This is a genomic window from Paenibacillus sp. LjRoot56 (assembly GCF_964253335.1).
In the GTDB taxonomy this organism is placed as follows: domain Bacteria; phylum Bacillota; class Bacilli; order Paenibacillales; family NBRC-103111; genus Paenibacillus_E; species Paenibacillus_E allorhizoplanae.
In genome coordinates, this window is sequence record NZ_CAXURV020000001.1 from 2,043,508 (window position 1) to 2,059,653 (window position 16,146).

Here is a 16,146-nt window from a genome sequence, read left to right on the forward strand (position 1 = left end):
TGCTATACTACTTGTAATGAATAATTCATATTTTCACAGGAATGGGAGCTATTATCAATGTCACAAAATTCATCCGAATCTGTGCTGCTCGTAGACGGCATGGCCTTATTATTTCGCGGTTATTATGCAACATCATCAAGTGGTTATATCATGAGAACTGATCATGGCGTGCCGATCAATGGTGTGTACGGATTTCTGAAATATTTGCTTGATGCGATCGGCACGTTCAAACCGACTCACGTCGTGTGTTGTTGGGATATGGGAAGTAAGACCTTCCGTACGGAGAAATTTGAAGCCTACAAAGCGAATCGTGGACCTGCTCCCGAAGAGTTAATCCCACAATTTGATCTGGTCAAAGAAGTGACAGCCAGCTTCAATATTCCGAATGTCGGCGTCCCAGGTTATGAAGCAGATGATTGTATCGGAACCTTGGCTCGTTTCTATAGCCCCCACACGAAAGTCCAGATCTTAACCGGCGATCATGATATGCTACAGCTCGTGGATGAGAATACCGAAGTTATTATTATGAAAAAAGGGCAATCCAACTACATGGTGTACACACTAGAAACACTCATGCAAGAGAAAAGTCTTACCCCAGCCCAAATTATTGATCTGAAGGGGTTAACGGGTGATACCGCAGATAATTATCCAGGGGTTAAAGGGATTGGAGAGAAAACGGCAACCAAGCTGCTTAACGAATATGTGAACATTGCTGGTATCCTCGAGAACTTAGCTGCACTTCCGAAAGGCGTGCGTGCGAAGATCGAAGCGGAGCTGGATATGCTGCATCTTTCGCTTGATCTGGCAACGATTCGCTTGGATGCGCCGGTCGCTTGCGCACTTGAAGATTGCGCGTGGGCGATGGATCGGGAGAAGGTCATTAGCAAATTCGATGAAATTGCGTATAAAGGATTAGCGAGATTGATCGGATAATTCATCAAATAGGGACAGTGCCTGTACTCAGGTGCTGTCTTTTTTTCTTTGCAACGCGTAGCGGAAACTGAAAATTGAACAAAGATGACGGTTTTTTTGATTACCGAATGTTAATTTTTAGCAGATAATAGAAATGTAAGCGATTACGTATACCGAAACGTATGTACAAAGGGGAGAAAAACCATGAAAAAGGCAGTAGTCACATTAATGTCATTATCCATGATTTTCACAGCAACCGCTTGTTCTTCAGGTACTTCTAGTAACCAAAGTGGAGGAGCTACAACAGCGCCAACAACAACAACGACTCCTAGTGCAACAGTAAGTGCAAGTAAGGACCCAGTAAAGCTTCGCATGGCCTGGTGGGGCGGTCAAGCGCGTCACGATTATACGCTGAAAGTTATTGAAATGTATGAGAAAGCACATCCGAACGTGAAAATTGAAGCTGAATATGCAGCTTTCGATGATTATTGGAAGAAGCTTGCTCCTCAAGCTGCTGCGAATCAACTGCCAGATATTATACAGATGGACATCTCTTATTTGACACAATACGGTGGAAGAAACCAATTGGCGGATTTGACGACTTTTACGAAGAGCAAAATTCTTAACGTGGATGACGTTAGTCCAAATGCTGTCTCAGGTGGTCAAGTAGGCGGGAAGCTCGTAGCTATGAACATAGGGGTTAATGCTTTGACCAGCATTATGGACTTCGAGATGTTGAAAAAAGCAAATATTACGCCTCCTGAAAAGAACTGGACATGGAATGATTTGGATGCGATTACTGAAAAAGCGAAAGCCGCAGGCAAAATCACGGGCGGATTCAGAGATGACGTTTTCTTCCCATATTACCTGCGTACTCTTGGGCAAAAAATGTATAACGCAGAAGGCACAGCCCTAGGTTATACCGACGATAAGCTGTTTGTTGATTATTTCACTCGCTCTAAGAAATATTATGACGCTGGAAGCGTGCTGGCGCTTGATAAGGCTGCACAAAAGAAAGGCACACCAGAAGATGACGAGTTGACATTGGGTAATTCCATTTCCTCCAATGGTTGGTCTAATCAATTTATTGGTCTAGCTACAGCTTCGAAACGTGAGCTTGTTCTGCAGCCAATGCCAGGGCCTGATGCAAACAAAGGGTTATTCTTGAAACCAAGTATGTACTGGTCTATATCAAGTAGTTCCAAAGTACAAGAGGAAGCTGCTAAATTTATTGATTTCTGGATCAATGATATTGAAGCGAATAAAATCATTAAAGGCGAGCGTGGAGTACCAGTAGCATCCAAAGTGAAAGAATCTTTGAAGCCGCTGTTAAGCCCGAATGAAATCAAAGTATTTGACTATGTCGCTTGGGCTGAGAAAAACAGTGCGCCAATGGATCCTCCGAACCCAGTTGGTTCCATCGAAATCGAGAAACTGCTAAAAGATACAGCTGAGAAAATAATGTACAAGAAAATAACGGTTCAAGAAGCGGCAGTCTCTTTCCGTAAAGATGCAACAGCGATCTTGGACAAAAACAAAAAGTAACATGAGATTTTTAAAAAAACAGGTACTCATTGTTGGACACTTTGAACAAGTGTCTAGACGGTGGGTACCTGTTTAGCGTTATGCGTAAACCAAAAATTTGAACATCAAGACTACAAAAAGTTGAATTTGTAAGCAGCAAGATAGATGTTACAATGTGGTATAATCGATCCAATTTTAATTTGGATCATGATCTTCGGCAAAGAAAATAAGCTGGAAGATTCATGGTCTAGAGCGGCTAGCTACGAGTCCGTCAAAATGGATCAGAGCATTCCTCATTACAAGGAGATGCTCGATTTGCCATTTCAACAGGCGCTTATGTTTACCTATAAGGATATCACACTACAGCAGGATTTTTTTGTTTATTCCATTCCTATTTATGATCCGTTGGGTGACGGAATCACCACACGGTTTTAACGGCAGGAGCCTTCCTCTATCCTATCGATTCCATAGCGCGATGATGGGCGGTTTGGGCATCGGGGCGAACATCAGTAAATGGTCGACAGAAGAATTGGAGAAAGCGAAGAGATATGTGGAGCTATATAAGGAGATCAGGCCGGTTATTCTCAATGGTGATTTGTATCGGCTGTCATCATTGCGAGTTTCGAATGTAGCGGTTTATCAGTATAACAGCACGGATCGTAGCGAGAGCGTTGTTTTTACGTTCCTGCAATCGCAGCATTTTGGCTCTGAAGTTCGGCATTTGCTTCTACAGGGCCTAGTGTCTCATGCCTCCTATGAGGTGAATATAGATGAAGGAGAACCCTTCGTCCGTCAGGGCTCAACACTTATGAACCTTGGTGTTGCTGTAAGCCTGCGTGGTGATTATAAAAGTATAATGATCCGTATTAAACGGTTAGATTAGTTTGGAAGTGAAGCCCGCATTGTGCGGGCTTTTTAGATTGTCTCGAAACGAGCCAAGCAGCACGGTTTTGTTCTACCTACCTATTGCAAAACAGCCGACTGCCGATAACGCAGCGGTGTCATTTTCGTCATTTGACGGAACACACGTCCGAATTGCACGAGGGAACCGAAGCCGACTTGCTCAGCGATCACAATGACTTTCAACCTCGTTGTAGCCAACAGCCTCTGAGCTTCTTGCACTCGAACGAGATTCACATATTCAACTAGCGAAAATCCGGTGATTTCTTTAAACATTCGGCTTAAATAGGCGGAGCTGATTTCGAATCGCTCTGCAAGCTCCTCGAGTCTCATCGGTTCAGCGAAATGGGCGTTAATAAATCGCACGATAGTAGATATTTTTCGGTGCAGGGGAGAAACGTGTTCGGGTGAAGTGACCGGATGTATGCGAACGAAACGTGCCGTGAATAATAACAACTCGATTAAAAAGTGTGTCATGGCAAAAGTTTGCCCCATCGCAGGCTCCTTGGCTTCATGGATTAATTTACCTAGCATGTCTTCAACAAGACGCCGAGTGGGCAGATCGAGCCGTAATACAGGCGTATCATGCGTGAAGGCATCCAGTAAAAAAGGTGCCGCTTCTTTCGTATCTTCCAGAATGCTGTCGCTAAAATTAATGACGACTCTCGCATGACCGAGTTTATCTGAGTCGGAGGTGGCATGAAGTTCACGTCGATTGATGAGAACCAAATCTCCTGGAAGAATGAGATAGGAACGATCACGAATGAAATACATGCGTTCTCCTTCGTATAAATAGTAGAGTTCATACATATCATGCATGTGCTGGGTCCTCTCAAAAGAACCAGAGCGATGAATATGCTGGATGTAGAAAGGGCCTTCATCTTCATTGCCGAAGGTGACGGTACGTGACATAGGCGCTGCTCCTTGTTTGGAAATGAGGTAACTGAAGTATATCATAAAATGAAGTGAAAAATATGAACAGTTTTCGCAGAAAATAGGAATAGATGAAGAGAAAACGCTCCTTACTTGCGATAAAATGGATGTATAGATGGAATAGCAAACGCTTGCAAATTAGGAGGAAATTGAACATGAACGCACTTATAGAAGCAGTACGCGCAGGAAAAGTAAACGACTTCTCATCCGAGGTTATTAAAGTGTATACATCTTCCCTTACCCAAGTGGGAGATACAACATTGCTTATGGTACGCACAACAGAGGGAAAACGACTAATCGTCGTAGGATCTGGCGAATTGTTCGACCAACTGCAAGGTGAAATCGTAGATGGAGAGAAAGTAGCCCCACTTACACATGAAAATCGCTTGATTATCAATAAATTTTTGCCATACACAGCGCCACAAGCGTTCGGAACACAAGTAGCAACAATGGGTTTAGGCGATCGACTTGGTATCGCAAGTCCTGGTCATATCCAAACGATCCGCGGCAAAGATATTCGTCCTGTATTGGCGCAACAAAGTATTCGTGAGCTTGCTTTGACTGGTCGCACCTATGAGGATGTATTGGATGCAGCGGCTTATGCGGTTCTGCAAGAGGGCTATACAGACGGTTACGGCGCTGATGGCGACCACTTGAAGAAAGAAGAGGACATCGAGTACGCGTTGCGTCTTGGTTTTACGATGTTGACGCTAGATTGCTCCGAGAATATCGACAACACGATTGAATCCATGAGCGAAGCAGAAATCGCAGCAAAATATGAGCAACTGCCTGCTAGCCTGCGCAGCCGATATGAAGAGCGCTACCTGCAAACAGCACCAAATGTACCAGGAGCTACTCTTGCCTATACAGCGGAAGCTTTGAAGAAAGATGTGCTGATCTATGATGCAGCTATTAATTTCATGGAAGCGATCTACCGTAAGTATATCGTTACACTTGATCGTGCGGTTGATTTCGAAATTTCCATTGATGAAACAGCAACGCCAACTTCCCCAGAGGCACATTATTTGGTAGCCAATGAGCTACGTGACCGTGGTGTTACGATTTTCAGCATGGCTCCACGCTTCTGTGGTGAGTTCCAAAAAGGGATCGACTACATCGGAGATATCGCGCAATTTGAGCGTGAGCTAGCTAGTCATGCTGCGATTGCTGTTCATTTTGAATACAAGCTAAGCATCCATTCCGGCAGTGATAAATTCAGTGTGTTCCCATTGATCGGGCAATACACGAATGGTTTGTTCCACATCAAAACAGCGGGTACAAATTGGCTCGAAGCGGTACGTGTTGTTGCGAAAGTGAACCCTACGCTGTATCGCCGTATGCACCAATTTGCACTTGACCACTTTGTTGAAGCGACAGCTTACTACCACGTGACAACAGATATCAAAGCAATCGTTCCACTTAGTGATGTATCGGATGCTCAATTGCCTGATTACATGGAAGAAAATAATGCACGTCAATTGCTGCACATCACGTATGGTTTGCTTCTTCAAGCGAAAAATGAAGACGGAAGCCGCACATTTGCAGACGAGTTCTTCCAAACATTGGCTGATCAAGAAGATACCTTTGCTGAAGGACTTCGTCATCATATTGGCAGACACTTGGAGTTGCTGGGCAAATAATCAACAACTAAAAACGCCACGAACATCCCTTTAACGGGTGTTCGTGGCGTTTCTCACTTACCTAGGACAAGCCCTCGGTAGACTCTCCTATTGCATCATCTGCTCCAGGATAGTCTCTTGTAATACCTTCGTGCAGCTCACGATTCTCGTAAGCAAAACGATTGGTAGGGCGTTGATCCTCTCGCCAAGGGGTGCTTTTCCCAAGGGATTCTGACATCATACTTGTGCCATAGGGCCCTTCCGGAAACTCCTCGGGGATCATGTCATTACGCTGTGATTCTACCGACTTGAGGTCTGTGTACGCAGCGAGGCGGTCTTCTGAGAGGAAGCCTAATCCCTCTACATTGTTGATGTGTGGTGACTTCTTACGCATGGATAAGCCTCCTTTTCAGGTTTTGCTTTTTCCAGTGTCCCCCGACAATCCCTTAAATATCCGTAAAATGTATGGAACCGATAATTTGGGATAAAAATTCGGTAAGCTCTTGAGCTTGTTCTTCGTTGATCTTAAACACATGCTCGAGGTAGCCTTCTTCATTCAAATCGTCCGGTCCAATAACAGCACTGCGGCCCGATTGCAAATCGATAACCAGCTTCTTGCCATAATAACGGGTTGTGGTCATGATAGCGAGGTCAAAACGGTGTAAAGCATTGCCAACGAAACAGACAAAACGCGTTGTTGTTTCTTCTTGATGATCATATAAAAAGTCATAATCAGACATGAGGGCCCTCCATTCTCTTTCTAGTATGGGTCTATTATAACCGATAAGGGTCTGGGGGCAAAACGGTTCTTGCGCCTAACTGTCAAACATGGTATGATTTGGATATTGGAAATGGGAAGCACCTTTTCTGCCTAGCGGGCGGAAGAGGTGCTTTTTCGTTTTTCTCACACTATTTCATATAAACGTCTGGAGGCATGGAAAGAGATGAACATTGTATTTTTGAACACGTTAGAGAAGAATTCGGGGGATCAGCAAGTGATTTCCGCGCAGGTTTCGATTGTCGAAGAACAAGGGATTTGGAGTGTGTATTGGAGTGAACCTGACTTGACCGGTAAGCTTACGCAGGACGAATGGTTCCAAGGCATAAGTTGGGATGAGATGCTATTTGCATTCCGTCAAGGCTTGCGTGAGAAAATTCGAAGCGGCTTCCGGCCGTTGGTACACACGGAATTAGATCTTACGCAAGGACTGTCAGGTAAAGCGAAAATGACACAAATGCTAACGTATTACTGTGAGGAGAATCCGAATGAAGAGGTGTTCGAGTCACTGCGTGCATGGCGTCGTGAGCAGGCTGCTCGTGAGAAGAAGGCACCCTATATCCTTGCAACGAACCGTGTCCTACGGATGATTTCAGTGTTCTTGCCACAGACCAAGGAAGAGCTTCAACAAATTCCTGGGTTTGGTGAGCAGAAAACAGCACAGTACGCCGATCAATTGCTTGGACGGATAGGCGAGTGCACACGCACGAACGGTTTTCCGTTGGATTGGGTTGCCAACTATGTGGATACGATGAAGTTCGAGGGTTGGCTCCTTGCTCAGAAGGAGCAGAAGCTGCGAATCGAGCTTGATCGTGAAGTCAGCAAACGCAAGCTGTTAGAAATCGTTGCTGGAGGCGGGAGCTTGGCCGATCTTCAGGCGAATCTGACGATGCCGCGGAGAGAATTGCTGTTGTGGGTGGAAGATTTGGATCGTGAAGGCTACGATATGGATCCTCTCGTGGAAGCTGAACTATCTTCGATATCAGAGGAGGAGCAAATTAAAGCGTGGAATGCATATGAATCTGAAGGTGATCGCTATTTAAAGCCTGTTCTCAAGAGTCTCATCGGGACGGAAGAACTGAAGGGGAAAGAGCTCGACCGTGCTTATGAGTGGCTGCGTCTGCTTCGGTTACGTTTTCGCAGAGAGAAGGAAAGAAATGCGATCCAAGCAGCTAGTTAATGTGCATTGACAAAGGGATGTGGGATATGATTAAATGGTCAATAATCTAATATCCGTCAAAGCGATGACGAACATGGGCGAAGCCCGAAGTAGGAGAAATGCCGCTGCTGCAGAGAGTCGGTGGAAGGTGCAAACCGATGCAAGCATATTGTCCGAATTACAGTTCTGAGTTGGTGGAGGGAATATGCTCTATCGAGCATTAGTAGCTTACACCCGGCAAACTATTTGTCGTTAATTTTCTAAGTGAAAGAGAAGTGGCATGCTTGTAGGCGTGCAACCAATCTCTTTAATTAGGGTGGTACCGCGAGACAATCTCTCGTCCCTTTGTGGACGTTGAGGTTGTCTTTTTTGTTTTCTTTTATAACCAATCGAATGGAGGGATCGTATGTTGTCTTGGGATAAGCTTACTGTGGAACAGCAGCAACAAGTTGAGCATCAATTAAGTATCCTCAAACGAGGCGCTGCGGAAATCGTGCCGGAAGAAGCGCTGAAGATAAAGATTATGAAGGCGGTAGTGACAGGGACACCGTTGAAAGTAAAGCTAGGATTAGATCCATCTGCACCGGATATCCACATCGGACATACGGTCGTCCTGCACAAACTTCGTCAATTCCAAGACTTGGGACATGAGGTTCAGCTAATTATTGGTGATTTCACGGGACGCATCGGCGATCCAACAGGGAAATCCGAGACACGTAAACAGCTTTCGGAGGAAGACGTAAAGCATAACGCGCAAACGTACCAGACCCAGCTAGCCAAGGTGTTGGATCTAAACAAAACATCCTTCTACTATAACTCCACTTGGTTAGGTGAACTGCGCTTTGACGATGTGCTAAGACTTGCTGGTAAAGTGACGGTTGCTCGCATGCTAGAAAGAGATGACTTTGCAAAGCGGTATGCGGCGAATCAGCCGATACATGTGCACGAATTTTTCTACCCGCTTATGCAAGGCTACGACTCGGTTTCTTTAGAAAGTGATATTGAGCTCGGTGGAACCGATCAGACTTTTAATATCTTGATGGGGCGCACGCTGCAAGGGGCATATGAGATCAAAGAGGGTCAGGTGGCGATCCTGATGCCGTTGCTCGAGGGACTGGATGGCGTTCAGAAGATGAGTAAAAGCCTGCGTAACTACATCGGTATCGATGAGCAGCCGAATGACATTTTCGGTAAAACCATGTCCATTCCAGATACGCTCATGCTCAAATATTTCGAGTTAACGACAGCCTTGTCGAATGAGGAAATCGAAGAGCTGCGGCAAGGGCTCGCAGCGGGTACGATCCATCCGAGAGATGCCAAGCTTAGGCTGGCGAAATTGTATGTTGAGATGTACCACGGTGTGGAAGCGGCTGAGGAGGCGGAGCAGCATTTTATTACTGTTTTTCAAAAGCGCGGTTTGCCAGATGACATTGAGGAAGTAAACCTAGACAGCAGCGATCTGGAAGCAGGAAGCTTGTCCATTATCAAGTTGTTAGTCAGCTTATCGTTGCATGCGTCAAATGGGGAAGCTAGGCGAAGCGTAGAACAAGGAGCTGTGAAAATCAACGAACAGAAGCTGACTGATATTCATGCGCAAATTACGCCAGTAGATGGCGATATTCTGCAAGTCGGGAAACGGAAATTTGTTAGAATCAAGCTATCCTAGGTTAAATGCCAAAAAGGGTGACTTCTAGGCAGTATTCCTACGTTTCTGCTAGAAGTCACCCTTTATCTATACATCGATCCGAGTTGATCACAGCCATTCTTTCTTGCGGAACAGCACATACATGGCAATGCCGAGGACGCCCATAAAGGCTAGCACGATTTCATCCCCATGAGGGGTTAGATGCAGTCCGAGAATATTATCGAAATTCATCCCGAAAACACCGGTAATGAATGTCAAGGGCATGAAGATCGTCGTCAACGCGGTAAACACACGCATGATATCATTGGCGCGGTTCGCTAGACTGGATTGATAAGCTTCTCGTAAGTTCCCCATCAGATCGCGCAGCGTATCGAATGTATCGACGATTTTGACGGCATTTTCATAAATGTCGCCGAAATACTTCTGAAGCTGATGATCGATCAATCGGAGCTCTTTTTTACCGAGCGTCCCAATGACGTCACGTTGAGGCACGAGCACCTTTTTCAGCCATAAAATTTCAGAACGAAGACCAATAATCTCATTCAAATGCGACTTCTTCGTCGCCATCAGAATATCTTCTTCCAACTTCTCAATCTTGGCTTCAATTCGGTCACCGACCGCCACATAATTATCGACCACGAGATCGACCAAATGATATAAGAAACGATCGGCACTGTTCACTTCTTCCTCCCAGAGGAAGGGTTTGAGTGCGCGCAGCTCATTAATTTTTTGTCGTGTTACAGTAATGATCACATGTTTGCTTAGAAATAGATTAAGTGCGCGTAAGAAAATTTCTTCATCATCGAAACGAATGCTATTAATAACAATGAAATAATGAGAATCATAAAATTCAATCTTTGGACGCTGTTCTTCCTCACTAAGGCAATCTTCTACGGCCAAATCATGCAAATGGAAAAGAGGCTGAAGTAATTCCAAGTCCTCGATCCCCGCATCAATCCAGTAAAAGCCTTGGCTTGGAGGTGTCAGCGCAGCAGTAACATCATCAACTAACGTAAAAATACCATTTTGAACCAACCGTGTTTTCATCTGCCCACCCCTTTGAATGGAATCAGCCGGTTAGTACATCTAGAAGAGCAATGCCCTGGATGATGGATTAACCGACTTCATTCCTACACTTTGAAATTGTTTATTCGCCTTGCAGGTTCTACTCCTCGGTTCTCCGTCCAAGCGTATGCCCTCCTTTTCCGTCCGTGTCGAATACTTGTCTAGTATACCCGTTCATATATCCTGTTTCAAGCCAAAAAGTTTGATGAAATAAGGGGAATTGTCGTTAAGTTAGCTTATGGAGAATAGGCAAAGTCTGTGCCAAAAAAATAAAACCGCCAAAACTTACTTGGCGGCATTTAAAATCTTATTTTTAACGTCTGTGTACATTTGAATGATCTCAGGTCCGCCGCGCTTCATCAGATCATCTTCGCTCTCAGCCCCATAAACGAGGTGAAGCTGTGAGACAGCGATTTGGGCTTGCTCAAGTGTAGGTTTGTCGGTTTCAATAAAGGCAAAATAACGATGTAAGGAGGCGAATGCAGAGAAATTATCCGATGTTTGGGTTGACATTATAGCCCTCATTTCTTCAAAAATTCTTATTCGTTTAGCAACATCATCTGTAAAAAGCTAATCCTTAGTAATAACCTTAAATACCTAAACTTAAACAGCTTGCCACAATACAAATTGTATCATTTTTAAGGTGGGTTGGCTACATTTACTAATTTCTTACGATCACTGAAATTGTACAAGTCTAACCATCTTGACTTTCGTTTATTTTATAGTATGATAATGCTAATCGCATACGTTACGTTTTCTTATCAAGAGTAGGTGGAGGGACTAGCCCTATGACACCCGGCAACCGACAAACCTTTGCAAAAAGGGGAGCACGGTGCTAATTCTTGCGGAAACGCTGTTTACAGCGAATCTGGGAGATAAGAGAAGGACATTGACTTTGATTTTTCATGGCCTTTCTCTGATTCCAGAGAAGGTCATTTTTGCATTTTCACATAGAATTTCGCACTAAACCTAAATTAAAGAAGAGGAGTGAACAGGATGCCGATCAAGATTCCTGACAACCTGCCTGCCAAAGAAATTTTAAACCAAGAGAACATCTTCACCATGGATGAATCCGTCGCGTATCATCAGGATATACGTCCACTTCGCATTGCCCTGCTTAACTTAATGCCGACCAAAGAAACGACGGAGACGCAGCTGTTACGCTTGATCGGAAACACGCCACTGCAAGTGGAGTTCGTGTTGCTACATCCGAAAACTCATACTTCCAAAAATACGTCCCTCGAACATTTAGATATGTTTTACAAAACTTTTGATGATATCAAAGACGATAAGCTGGATGGTATGATTATTACGGGTGCGCCCGTAGAACAAATGGAATTCGAAGATGTGAATTACTGGGAAGAGCTGACGCAGATTCTTGAATGGAGCAAGCGGAATGTGACTTCCACCCTGCATATTTGTTGGGCGGCTCAAGCAGGCTTATACCATCATTTCGGCGTACGTAAATATGGGCTAGAGAAGAAGACATTTGGTGTATTCCCACATACGGTAAGTGTTCCGAACACGAAGTTGCTGCGCGGTTTTGATGAAGTATTCAATGTTCCGCAATCACGACACACGGATATTAATCGTGAAGATATTGAGCGATGTCCGGATTTAGAAATTTTATCAGAATCCGATGAGTCTGGTGTATATATCGTCGCAACACGCGATGGTAAGCATATTTTCGTAACAGGACATTCGGAATATGATGCTTGTTCCTTGAAATGGGAGTATGACCGCGATGTGGCCAAAGGGCTGCCGATTGATATCCCGAACAATTATTACCCGAATAACGATCCGAGTAGACTGCCTTACAACACTTGGAGAGCCCATGCGAATTTGCTGTTCTCGAACTGGCTGAACTATTATGTATATCAAGAAACACCTTTTGAGTTGACGGTAAACATAAATGAAAGCTTGGCAAGCTCGCAATTGTAAAATCGAACACATACCCCTGAGGAGGAAATTCCCTTGTTGAAAATCGAAAGTCGTCTTGCTCAAATTGGCTCTATTGAAGAACCTGTTACAGGTGCTGTTAGCTTTCCTATTTATCAATCTACTGCGTTTCGCCACCCTAAGCTGGGACAGAGCACTGGATTTGATTATGCGCGTACGAAAAGTCCAACGCGTAAAGTACTAGAAGACGCTATTGCTCAGCTCGAGTCCGGAGATGCAGGCTTTGCGTGTTCCTCAGGCATGGCGGCATTGCAAACGATTTTCGCATATTTCAGCCAAGGTGATCATTTGATTGTTTCCTTGGATTTATATGGAGGTACGTATCGTCTATTGGAAAGGATCATGTCCCGTTTCGGTGTAACGGCTACTTATGTAGATACGAATGATTTGGATGCTTTAGAAGGTGCTTATCAGTCCAATACGAAGGGGCTTGTTATTGAAACACCAACAAACCCATTGATGATGATTACAGATCTTGAGCTTGTATGTACATGGGCCCGTAAAAAGGGCATCGTCTCCATCGTCGATAACACGCTGCTTACACCGTATCTACAACGTCCAATTGAGCTTGGGGCCGATATCGTTATCCATAGTGCAACGAAATATTTGGGCGGACATAATGACGTACTAGCGGGTCTGATTGTTACAAAAGGGAAAGAGCTTTCGGAGCAAATGGCTATTCTCCATAATTCCATTGGTGCTGTGCTTGGACCGCAAGACAGCTGGCTTCTGATGAGAGGAATGAAAACCCTCGCGTTGCGTATGGAGCGTCATGAGCAGAATGCTACAGCAATTGCAAATTTCTTGCTTGAGCACAAGTTGATTTCAGACGTATACTATCCAGCGCTTGAATCACACCCTGGCTTTGCGATTCAAAATAAACAATCCAGCGGCAACACAGGGATATTCTCCTTCAAGGTGAAAGATGCACGCTTAATTGAACCGATTCTTCGACATATTAAGCTCATTGCATTCGCAGAAAGCTTAGGCGGGGTTGAATCCTTGATGACTTATCCAGCTGTACAAACACATGCGGACATTCCGCTTGAAATTAGAGAACAAATTGGTGTCGATGACCGTCTGCTTCGCTTCTCTGTTGGGATCGAACATATTGATGATTTGATCGCGGATTTGTCGAATGCCCTAGATGCAGCGCAAGCCGAGTTGGAAGGAGCACCACAATCATGAGCCATTCTTCTTCAGACAAAGAGAAACGTAAAGCACATGGCAAATTTGCCACAAGACTGATCCATTTTGGCGCTGAAATTGATGAGGCGACAGGGGCATCCAGTGTGCCTCTGTATCAGGCTTCAACCTTTCATCAGGCTGATTTGGAAGCGAACCAAGAATACGACTACACACGGTCTGGTAACCCGACGCGTCAAGCGTTAGAGGATTACATCGCATTGCTAGAAGGTGGTACGCGCGGGTTTGCGTTCGCCTCTGGGATGGCAGCTATCTCTTCTGCGTTGATGTTGTTGTCGCAAGGAGATCATGTCATTTGTACAGAAGACGTGTACGGCGGTACTTATCGTTTGCTGACTACGATTATGAACCGTATGGGCGTGGAATCTACGTTTGTAGATATGACGAACATTGCAGAAGTGAGAGCAGCTCTACGTTCCAATACGAGGGCCGTTTTCATCGAGACACCTTCGAATCCAACACTTCGTATTACGGATATTGGTGAGATTGCTGCTTTTGCGAAAGAACATGACCTACTTACGATGTTGGATAATACATTCATGACACCTTATCATCAACGTCCCATTGAGCTAGGCATTGACATCGTACTGCATAGTGCAACGAAATTCCTTGGCGGTCACAGTGATGTGTTAGCGGGACTAGCTGTTGTAGCGAATGACAGCCTCGGTCGTCGAATGAAGCAAATTCAAAATGGCATGGGGAACGTGCTCGGCATTCAAGATTCATGGCTGCTCATTCGCGGTATGAAGACATTGCAAGCACGTATGGAAATGTCCGAGAAAGGCGCTCGCAGATTAGCACAATGGCTGACCGAGCAGCCGGATATCGACGTGGTTTACTACCCAGGTTTGCCTAACCACCCAGGTAGAGAAATTCACGAGAAGCAATCACTTGGTTATGGAGCTGTCGTCTCATTTGATGTTGGCTCTGGTGAGAAAGCGAAGAAGTTGCTAAGTAAAGTGAAGATCCCGCTTGTAGCTGTGAGCTTGGGTGCTGTAGAGAGTATCTTGTCTTATCCGGCCATGATGTCGCATGCTGCTATGCCGAAGGAAGTACGTTTATTGCGCGGTATTACAGATGGTCTCGTGAGATATTCGGTTGGGCTGGAAGATATCGAAGATATTATTGAAGATTTGGAACAAGCTCTGCGCGGTTAAGTGTTACGGTATTCAGAAATTATTCATATTTACAAAGGAATAACGTCTGGAAAAAGCAGCCCTGTGCTGCTTTTTTGGCATGAGTATGGTACGATTAATGGATACGAGCCTTCAGAAAGTAAAGGAGTGAGTTGCAATGAAACCGATCGATCGCATTTTAAATAAAGCACAAGCAGGCGGACGAATTGATGTAGAAGAATGTATTACGCTTTTCGAATCCGATCAAATAGAGAAAATTGGCGACACCGCTAATCAGATTATGAAAAAATGGCACCCAGATCCGATCACGACTTTCGTGATTGGGCGGAATATCAACTACACGAACATCTGTGATGTGTATTGCCGATTCTGTGCTTTCTATCGTCCACCAGGTTCTGCGGAAGGGTATGTACTGCCGGATGAAACGATCTTCCAGAAGATTCAAGAGACCTTGGATGTGGATGGAACTGAGATACTTATGCAAGGCGGTACGAATCCGAATCTGCCTTTCAGCTACTATACGAATATTTTAAAGGAAATTAAGAAGCGCTTCGATATCACGATGCACTCCTTTTCACCCGCTGAAATTATGAAAATGAAAGACGTTTCCGGCGGCCTATCACTGGAGGAAATCGTCCGTCAATTGCATGAAGCGGGACTTGATTCCTTGCCAGGCGGTGGAGCGGAAATCCTTGATGACCGCACGCGTCGCAAGATCTCCAAGCTGAAGGGCTCATGGCGCGATTGGATGGATGTCATGCAAACGGCTCATAAGCTCGGCATGCACACGACGGGTACGATGGTAATCGGCTTCGGCGAATCCATGGAAGAGCGTGCGCTGCATATGCTGCGTATCCGCGATGCGCAAGACGATGTGCTGCTGCAGAAGCTGAACACACCAGGCTTCCTGGCATTCATTCCGTGGACGTTCCAACCGGACAACACGAATATGAAGGCGGAGAAAGTTACGCCTGAAGAGTACTTGAAAACGTTGGCGATCAGCCGCATCATGTTGGACAACGTGCCGAACTTCCAATCCTCGTGGGTCACAATGGGACCTGAGGTTGGTAAGCAGACGTTGAGCTATGGCTGTAACGACTTCGGCAGCACCATGATCGAAGAGAACGTTGTATCCGCGGCGGGCACCACGCACAAGGTCAACGTGTCCTCGACGCTGGACATCATCCGTCAAGCAGGCAAAATTCCTGCACAGCGGAATACGAAATATCAGATTCTGCGTGTGTTTGACGACGAGAATGTGAAGATTGATCGTGATTTTGTAATGCAGAACTAAACATGTACTGCGTATG

Annotated in this window: 16 protein-coding genes, 1 riboswitch and 1 other annotated feature; of the genes, 11 read left to right on the forward strand and 5 right to left on the reverse strand. The window is 45.0% G+C overall.

Annotation, left to right across the window (positions count from 1 at the left end):
* Positions 1–57 precede the first annotated feature (57 nt).
* The 4 genes from ACSQ8O_RS09160 to ACSQ8O_RS09175 all read left to right on the forward strand — a co-directional run bounded on the left by ACSQ8O_RS09160 (position 58) and on the right by ACSQ8O_RS09175 (position 3,319).
* A complete protein-coding gene (locus ACSQ8O_RS09160) occupies positions 58–933 on the forward strand; it encodes a 5'-3' exonuclease (RefSeq protein ID WP_436241310.1) in 876 nt (291 codons plus the stop codon).
* Between the two features lie 183 nt (positions 934–1,116).
* Positions 1,117–2,457, forward strand: coding sequence for an ABC transporter substrate-binding protein (locus ACSQ8O_RS09165; protein ID WP_056609450.1), 1,341 nt, complete (start codon positions 1,117–1,119; stop codon positions 2,455–2,457).
* 186 nt (positions 2,458–2,643) lie between these two features.
* Positions 2,644–2,871 (forward strand): hypothetical protein, encoded by a 228-nt coding sequence (locus ACSQ8O_RS09170; RefSeq protein WP_436241311.1) that lies wholly within the window; start codon positions 2,644–2,646, stop codon positions 2,869–2,871.
* Entirely contained in the window at positions 2,834–3,319 is a 486-nt protein-coding gene (locus ACSQ8O_RS09175) for a GH36 C-terminal domain-containing protein (RefSeq protein WP_436241312.1), read from the forward strand. Before ACSQ8O_RS09170 ends, ACSQ8O_RS09175 begins: the two co-directional genes overlap by 38 nt.
* Positions 3,320–3,399: 80 nt before the next feature.
* Here ACSQ8O_RS09175 and ACSQ8O_RS09180 read toward each other — a convergent pair whose 3' ends face one another.
* Positions 3,400–4,248 (reverse strand): AraC family transcriptional regulator, encoded by an 849-nt coding sequence (locus tag ACSQ8O_RS09180; RefSeq protein ID WP_056609465.1) that lies wholly within the window; start codon positions 4,246–4,248, stop codon positions 3,400–3,402.
* Between the two features lie 176 nt (positions 4,249–4,424).
* On the opposite strand from ACSQ8O_RS09180, the gene ACSQ8O_RS09185 reads away from it, so the two are divergent.
* Positions 4,425–5,909, forward strand: a complete 1,485-nt coding sequence (locus ACSQ8O_RS09185; protein WP_436241313.1) for a tagaturonate epimerase family protein — start codon at positions 4,425–4,427, stop codon at positions 5,907–5,909.
* Between the two features lie 61 nt (positions 5,910–5,970).
* Here ACSQ8O_RS09185 and ACSQ8O_RS09190 read toward each other — a convergent pair whose 3' ends face one another.
* Together ACSQ8O_RS09190 and ACSQ8O_RS09195 are read right to left on the reverse strand one after the other, a co-directional pair.
* On the reverse strand, positions 5,971–6,282 hold the full coding sequence (locus tag ACSQ8O_RS09190) for a hypothetical protein (protein WP_436241314.1): 312 nt from the start codon (positions 6,280–6,282) through the stop codon (positions 5,971–5,973).
* A gap of 52 nt (positions 6,283–6,334) precedes the next feature.
* Positions 6,335–6,628, reverse strand: coding sequence for a DUF3055 domain-containing protein (locus ACSQ8O_RS09195; RefSeq protein WP_056609472.1), 294 nt, complete (start codon positions 6,626–6,628; stop codon positions 6,335–6,337).
* Between the two features lie 204 nt (positions 6,629–6,832).
* Here ACSQ8O_RS09195 and ACSQ8O_RS09200 point away from each other — a divergent pair, with 204 nt between their 5' ends.
* Both ACSQ8O_RS09200 and tyrS read left to right on the forward strand, forming a co-directional pair.
* Complete coding sequence (locus ACSQ8O_RS09200) at positions 6,833–7,846, forward strand: HRDC domain-containing protein (RefSeq protein WP_436241315.1); 1,014 nt, start codon at positions 6,833–6,835, stop codon at positions 7,844–7,846.
* Between the two features lie 65 nt (positions 7,847–7,911).
* Positions 7,912–8,173 (forward strand) — a binding site (T-box leader).
* 61 nt (positions 8,174–8,234) lie between these two features.
* Positions 8,235–9,491: a tyrosine--tRNA ligase gene (gene tyrS, locus ACSQ8O_RS09205; RefSeq protein ID WP_436241982.1), complete on the forward strand. Its 1,257-nt coding sequence runs from the start codon at positions 8,235–8,237 to the stop codon at positions 9,489–9,491.
* Positions 9,492–9,578: 87 nt separating this feature from the next.
* Here the strand turns inward: tyrS and corA are convergent, their stop codons facing one another.
* Entirely contained in the window at positions 9,579–10,517 is a 939-nt protein-coding gene (gene corA, locus ACSQ8O_RS09210; RefSeq protein ID WP_171630035.1) for a magnesium/cobalt transporter CorA, read from the reverse strand.
* A gap of 303 nt (positions 10,518–10,820) precedes the next feature.
* A complete protein-coding gene (locus ACSQ8O_RS09215; protein ID WP_056609479.1) occupies positions 10,821–11,048 on the reverse strand; it encodes a hypothetical protein in 228 nt (75 codons plus the stop codon).
* Between the two features lie 242 nt (positions 11,049–11,290).
* Positions 11,291–11,417: riboswitch (SAM riboswitch) on the forward strand.
* Between the two features lie 114 nt (positions 11,418–11,531).
* On the opposite strand from ACSQ8O_RS09215, the gene metA reads away from it, so the two are divergent.
* From metA to mqnC, 4 genes are all read left to right on the forward strand, one after another.
* On the forward strand, positions 11,532–12,476 hold the full coding sequence (metA, locus tag ACSQ8O_RS09220; RefSeq protein ID WP_056609483.1) for a homoserine O-acetyltransferase MetA: 945 nt from the start codon (positions 11,532–11,534) through the stop codon (positions 12,474–12,476).
* 36 nt (positions 12,477–12,512) lie between these two features.
* Positions 12,513–13,682, forward strand: coding sequence for an aminotransferase class I/II-fold pyridoxal phosphate-dependent enzyme (locus ACSQ8O_RS09225; protein ID WP_436241983.1), 1,170 nt, complete (start codon positions 12,513–12,515; stop codon positions 13,680–13,682).
* Positions 13,679–14,857: a trans-sulfuration enzyme family protein gene (locus ACSQ8O_RS09230; protein WP_056609485.1), complete on the forward strand. Its 1,179-nt coding sequence runs from the start codon at positions 13,679–13,681 to the stop codon at positions 14,855–14,857. Before ACSQ8O_RS09225 ends, ACSQ8O_RS09230 begins: the two co-directional genes overlap by 4 nt.
* A 136-nt stretch (positions 14,858–14,993) precedes the next feature.
* On the forward strand, positions 14,994–16,130 hold the full coding sequence (gene mqnC / locus ACSQ8O_RS09235; protein WP_056609487.1) for a cyclic dehypoxanthinyl futalosine synthase: 1,137 nt from the start codon (positions 14,994–14,996) through the stop codon (positions 16,128–16,130).
* Positions 16,131–16,146: the final 16 nt, after the last annotated feature.

Coding starts and splice junctions, on each gene's coding strand:
- ACSQ8O_RS09160 (WP_436241310.1), top strand. CDS start 58: ATGTCACAAAATTCATCCGAATCTGTGCTGCTCGTAGACGGCATGGCC.
- ACSQ8O_RS09165 (WP_056609450.1), top strand. CDS start 1,117: ATGAAAAAGGCAGTAGTCACATTAATGTCATTATCCATGATTTTCACA.
- ACSQ8O_RS09170 (WP_436241311.1), top strand. CDS start 2,644: ATGATCTTCGGCAAAGAAAATAAGCTGGAAGATTCATGGTCTAGAGCG.
- ACSQ8O_RS09175 (WP_436241312.1), top strand. CDS start 2,834: ATGATCCGTTGGGTGACGGAATCACCACACGGTTTTAACGGCAGGAGC.
- ACSQ8O_RS09180 (WP_056609465.1), bottom strand. CDS start 4,248: ATGTCACGTACCGTCACCTTCGGCAATGAAGATGAAGGCCCTTTCTAC.
- ACSQ8O_RS09185 (WP_436241313.1), top strand. CDS start 4,425: ATGAACGCACTTATAGAAGCAGTACGCGCAGGAAAAGTAAACGACTTC.
- ACSQ8O_RS09190 (WP_436241314.1), bottom strand. CDS start 6,282: ATGCGTAAGAAGTCACCACACATCAACAATGTAGAGGGATTAGGCTTC.
- ACSQ8O_RS09195 (WP_056609472.1), bottom strand. CDS start 6,628: ATGTCTGATTATGACTTTTTATATGATCATCAAGAAGAAACAACAACG.
- ACSQ8O_RS09200 (WP_436241315.1), top strand. CDS start 6,833: ATGAACATTGTATTTTTGAACACGTTAGAGAAGAATTCGGGGGATCAG.
- corA (WP_171630035.1), bottom strand. CDS start 10,517: ATGAAAACACGGTTGGTTCAAAATGGTATTTTTACGTTAGTTGATGAT.
- ACSQ8O_RS09215 (WP_056609479.1), bottom strand. CDS start 11,048: ATGTCAACCCAAACATCGGATAATTTCTCTGCATTCGCCTCCTTACAT.
- metA (WP_056609483.1), top strand. CDS start 11,532: ATGCCGATCAAGATTCCTGACAACCTGCCTGCCAAAGAAATTTTAAAC.
- ACSQ8O_RS09230 (WP_056609485.1), top strand. CDS start 13,679: ATGAGCCATTCTTCTTCAGACAAAGAGAAACGTAAAGCACATGGCAAA.
- mqnC (WP_056609487.1), top strand. CDS start 14,994: ATGAAACCGATCGATCGCATTTTAAATAAAGCACAAGCAGGCGGACGA.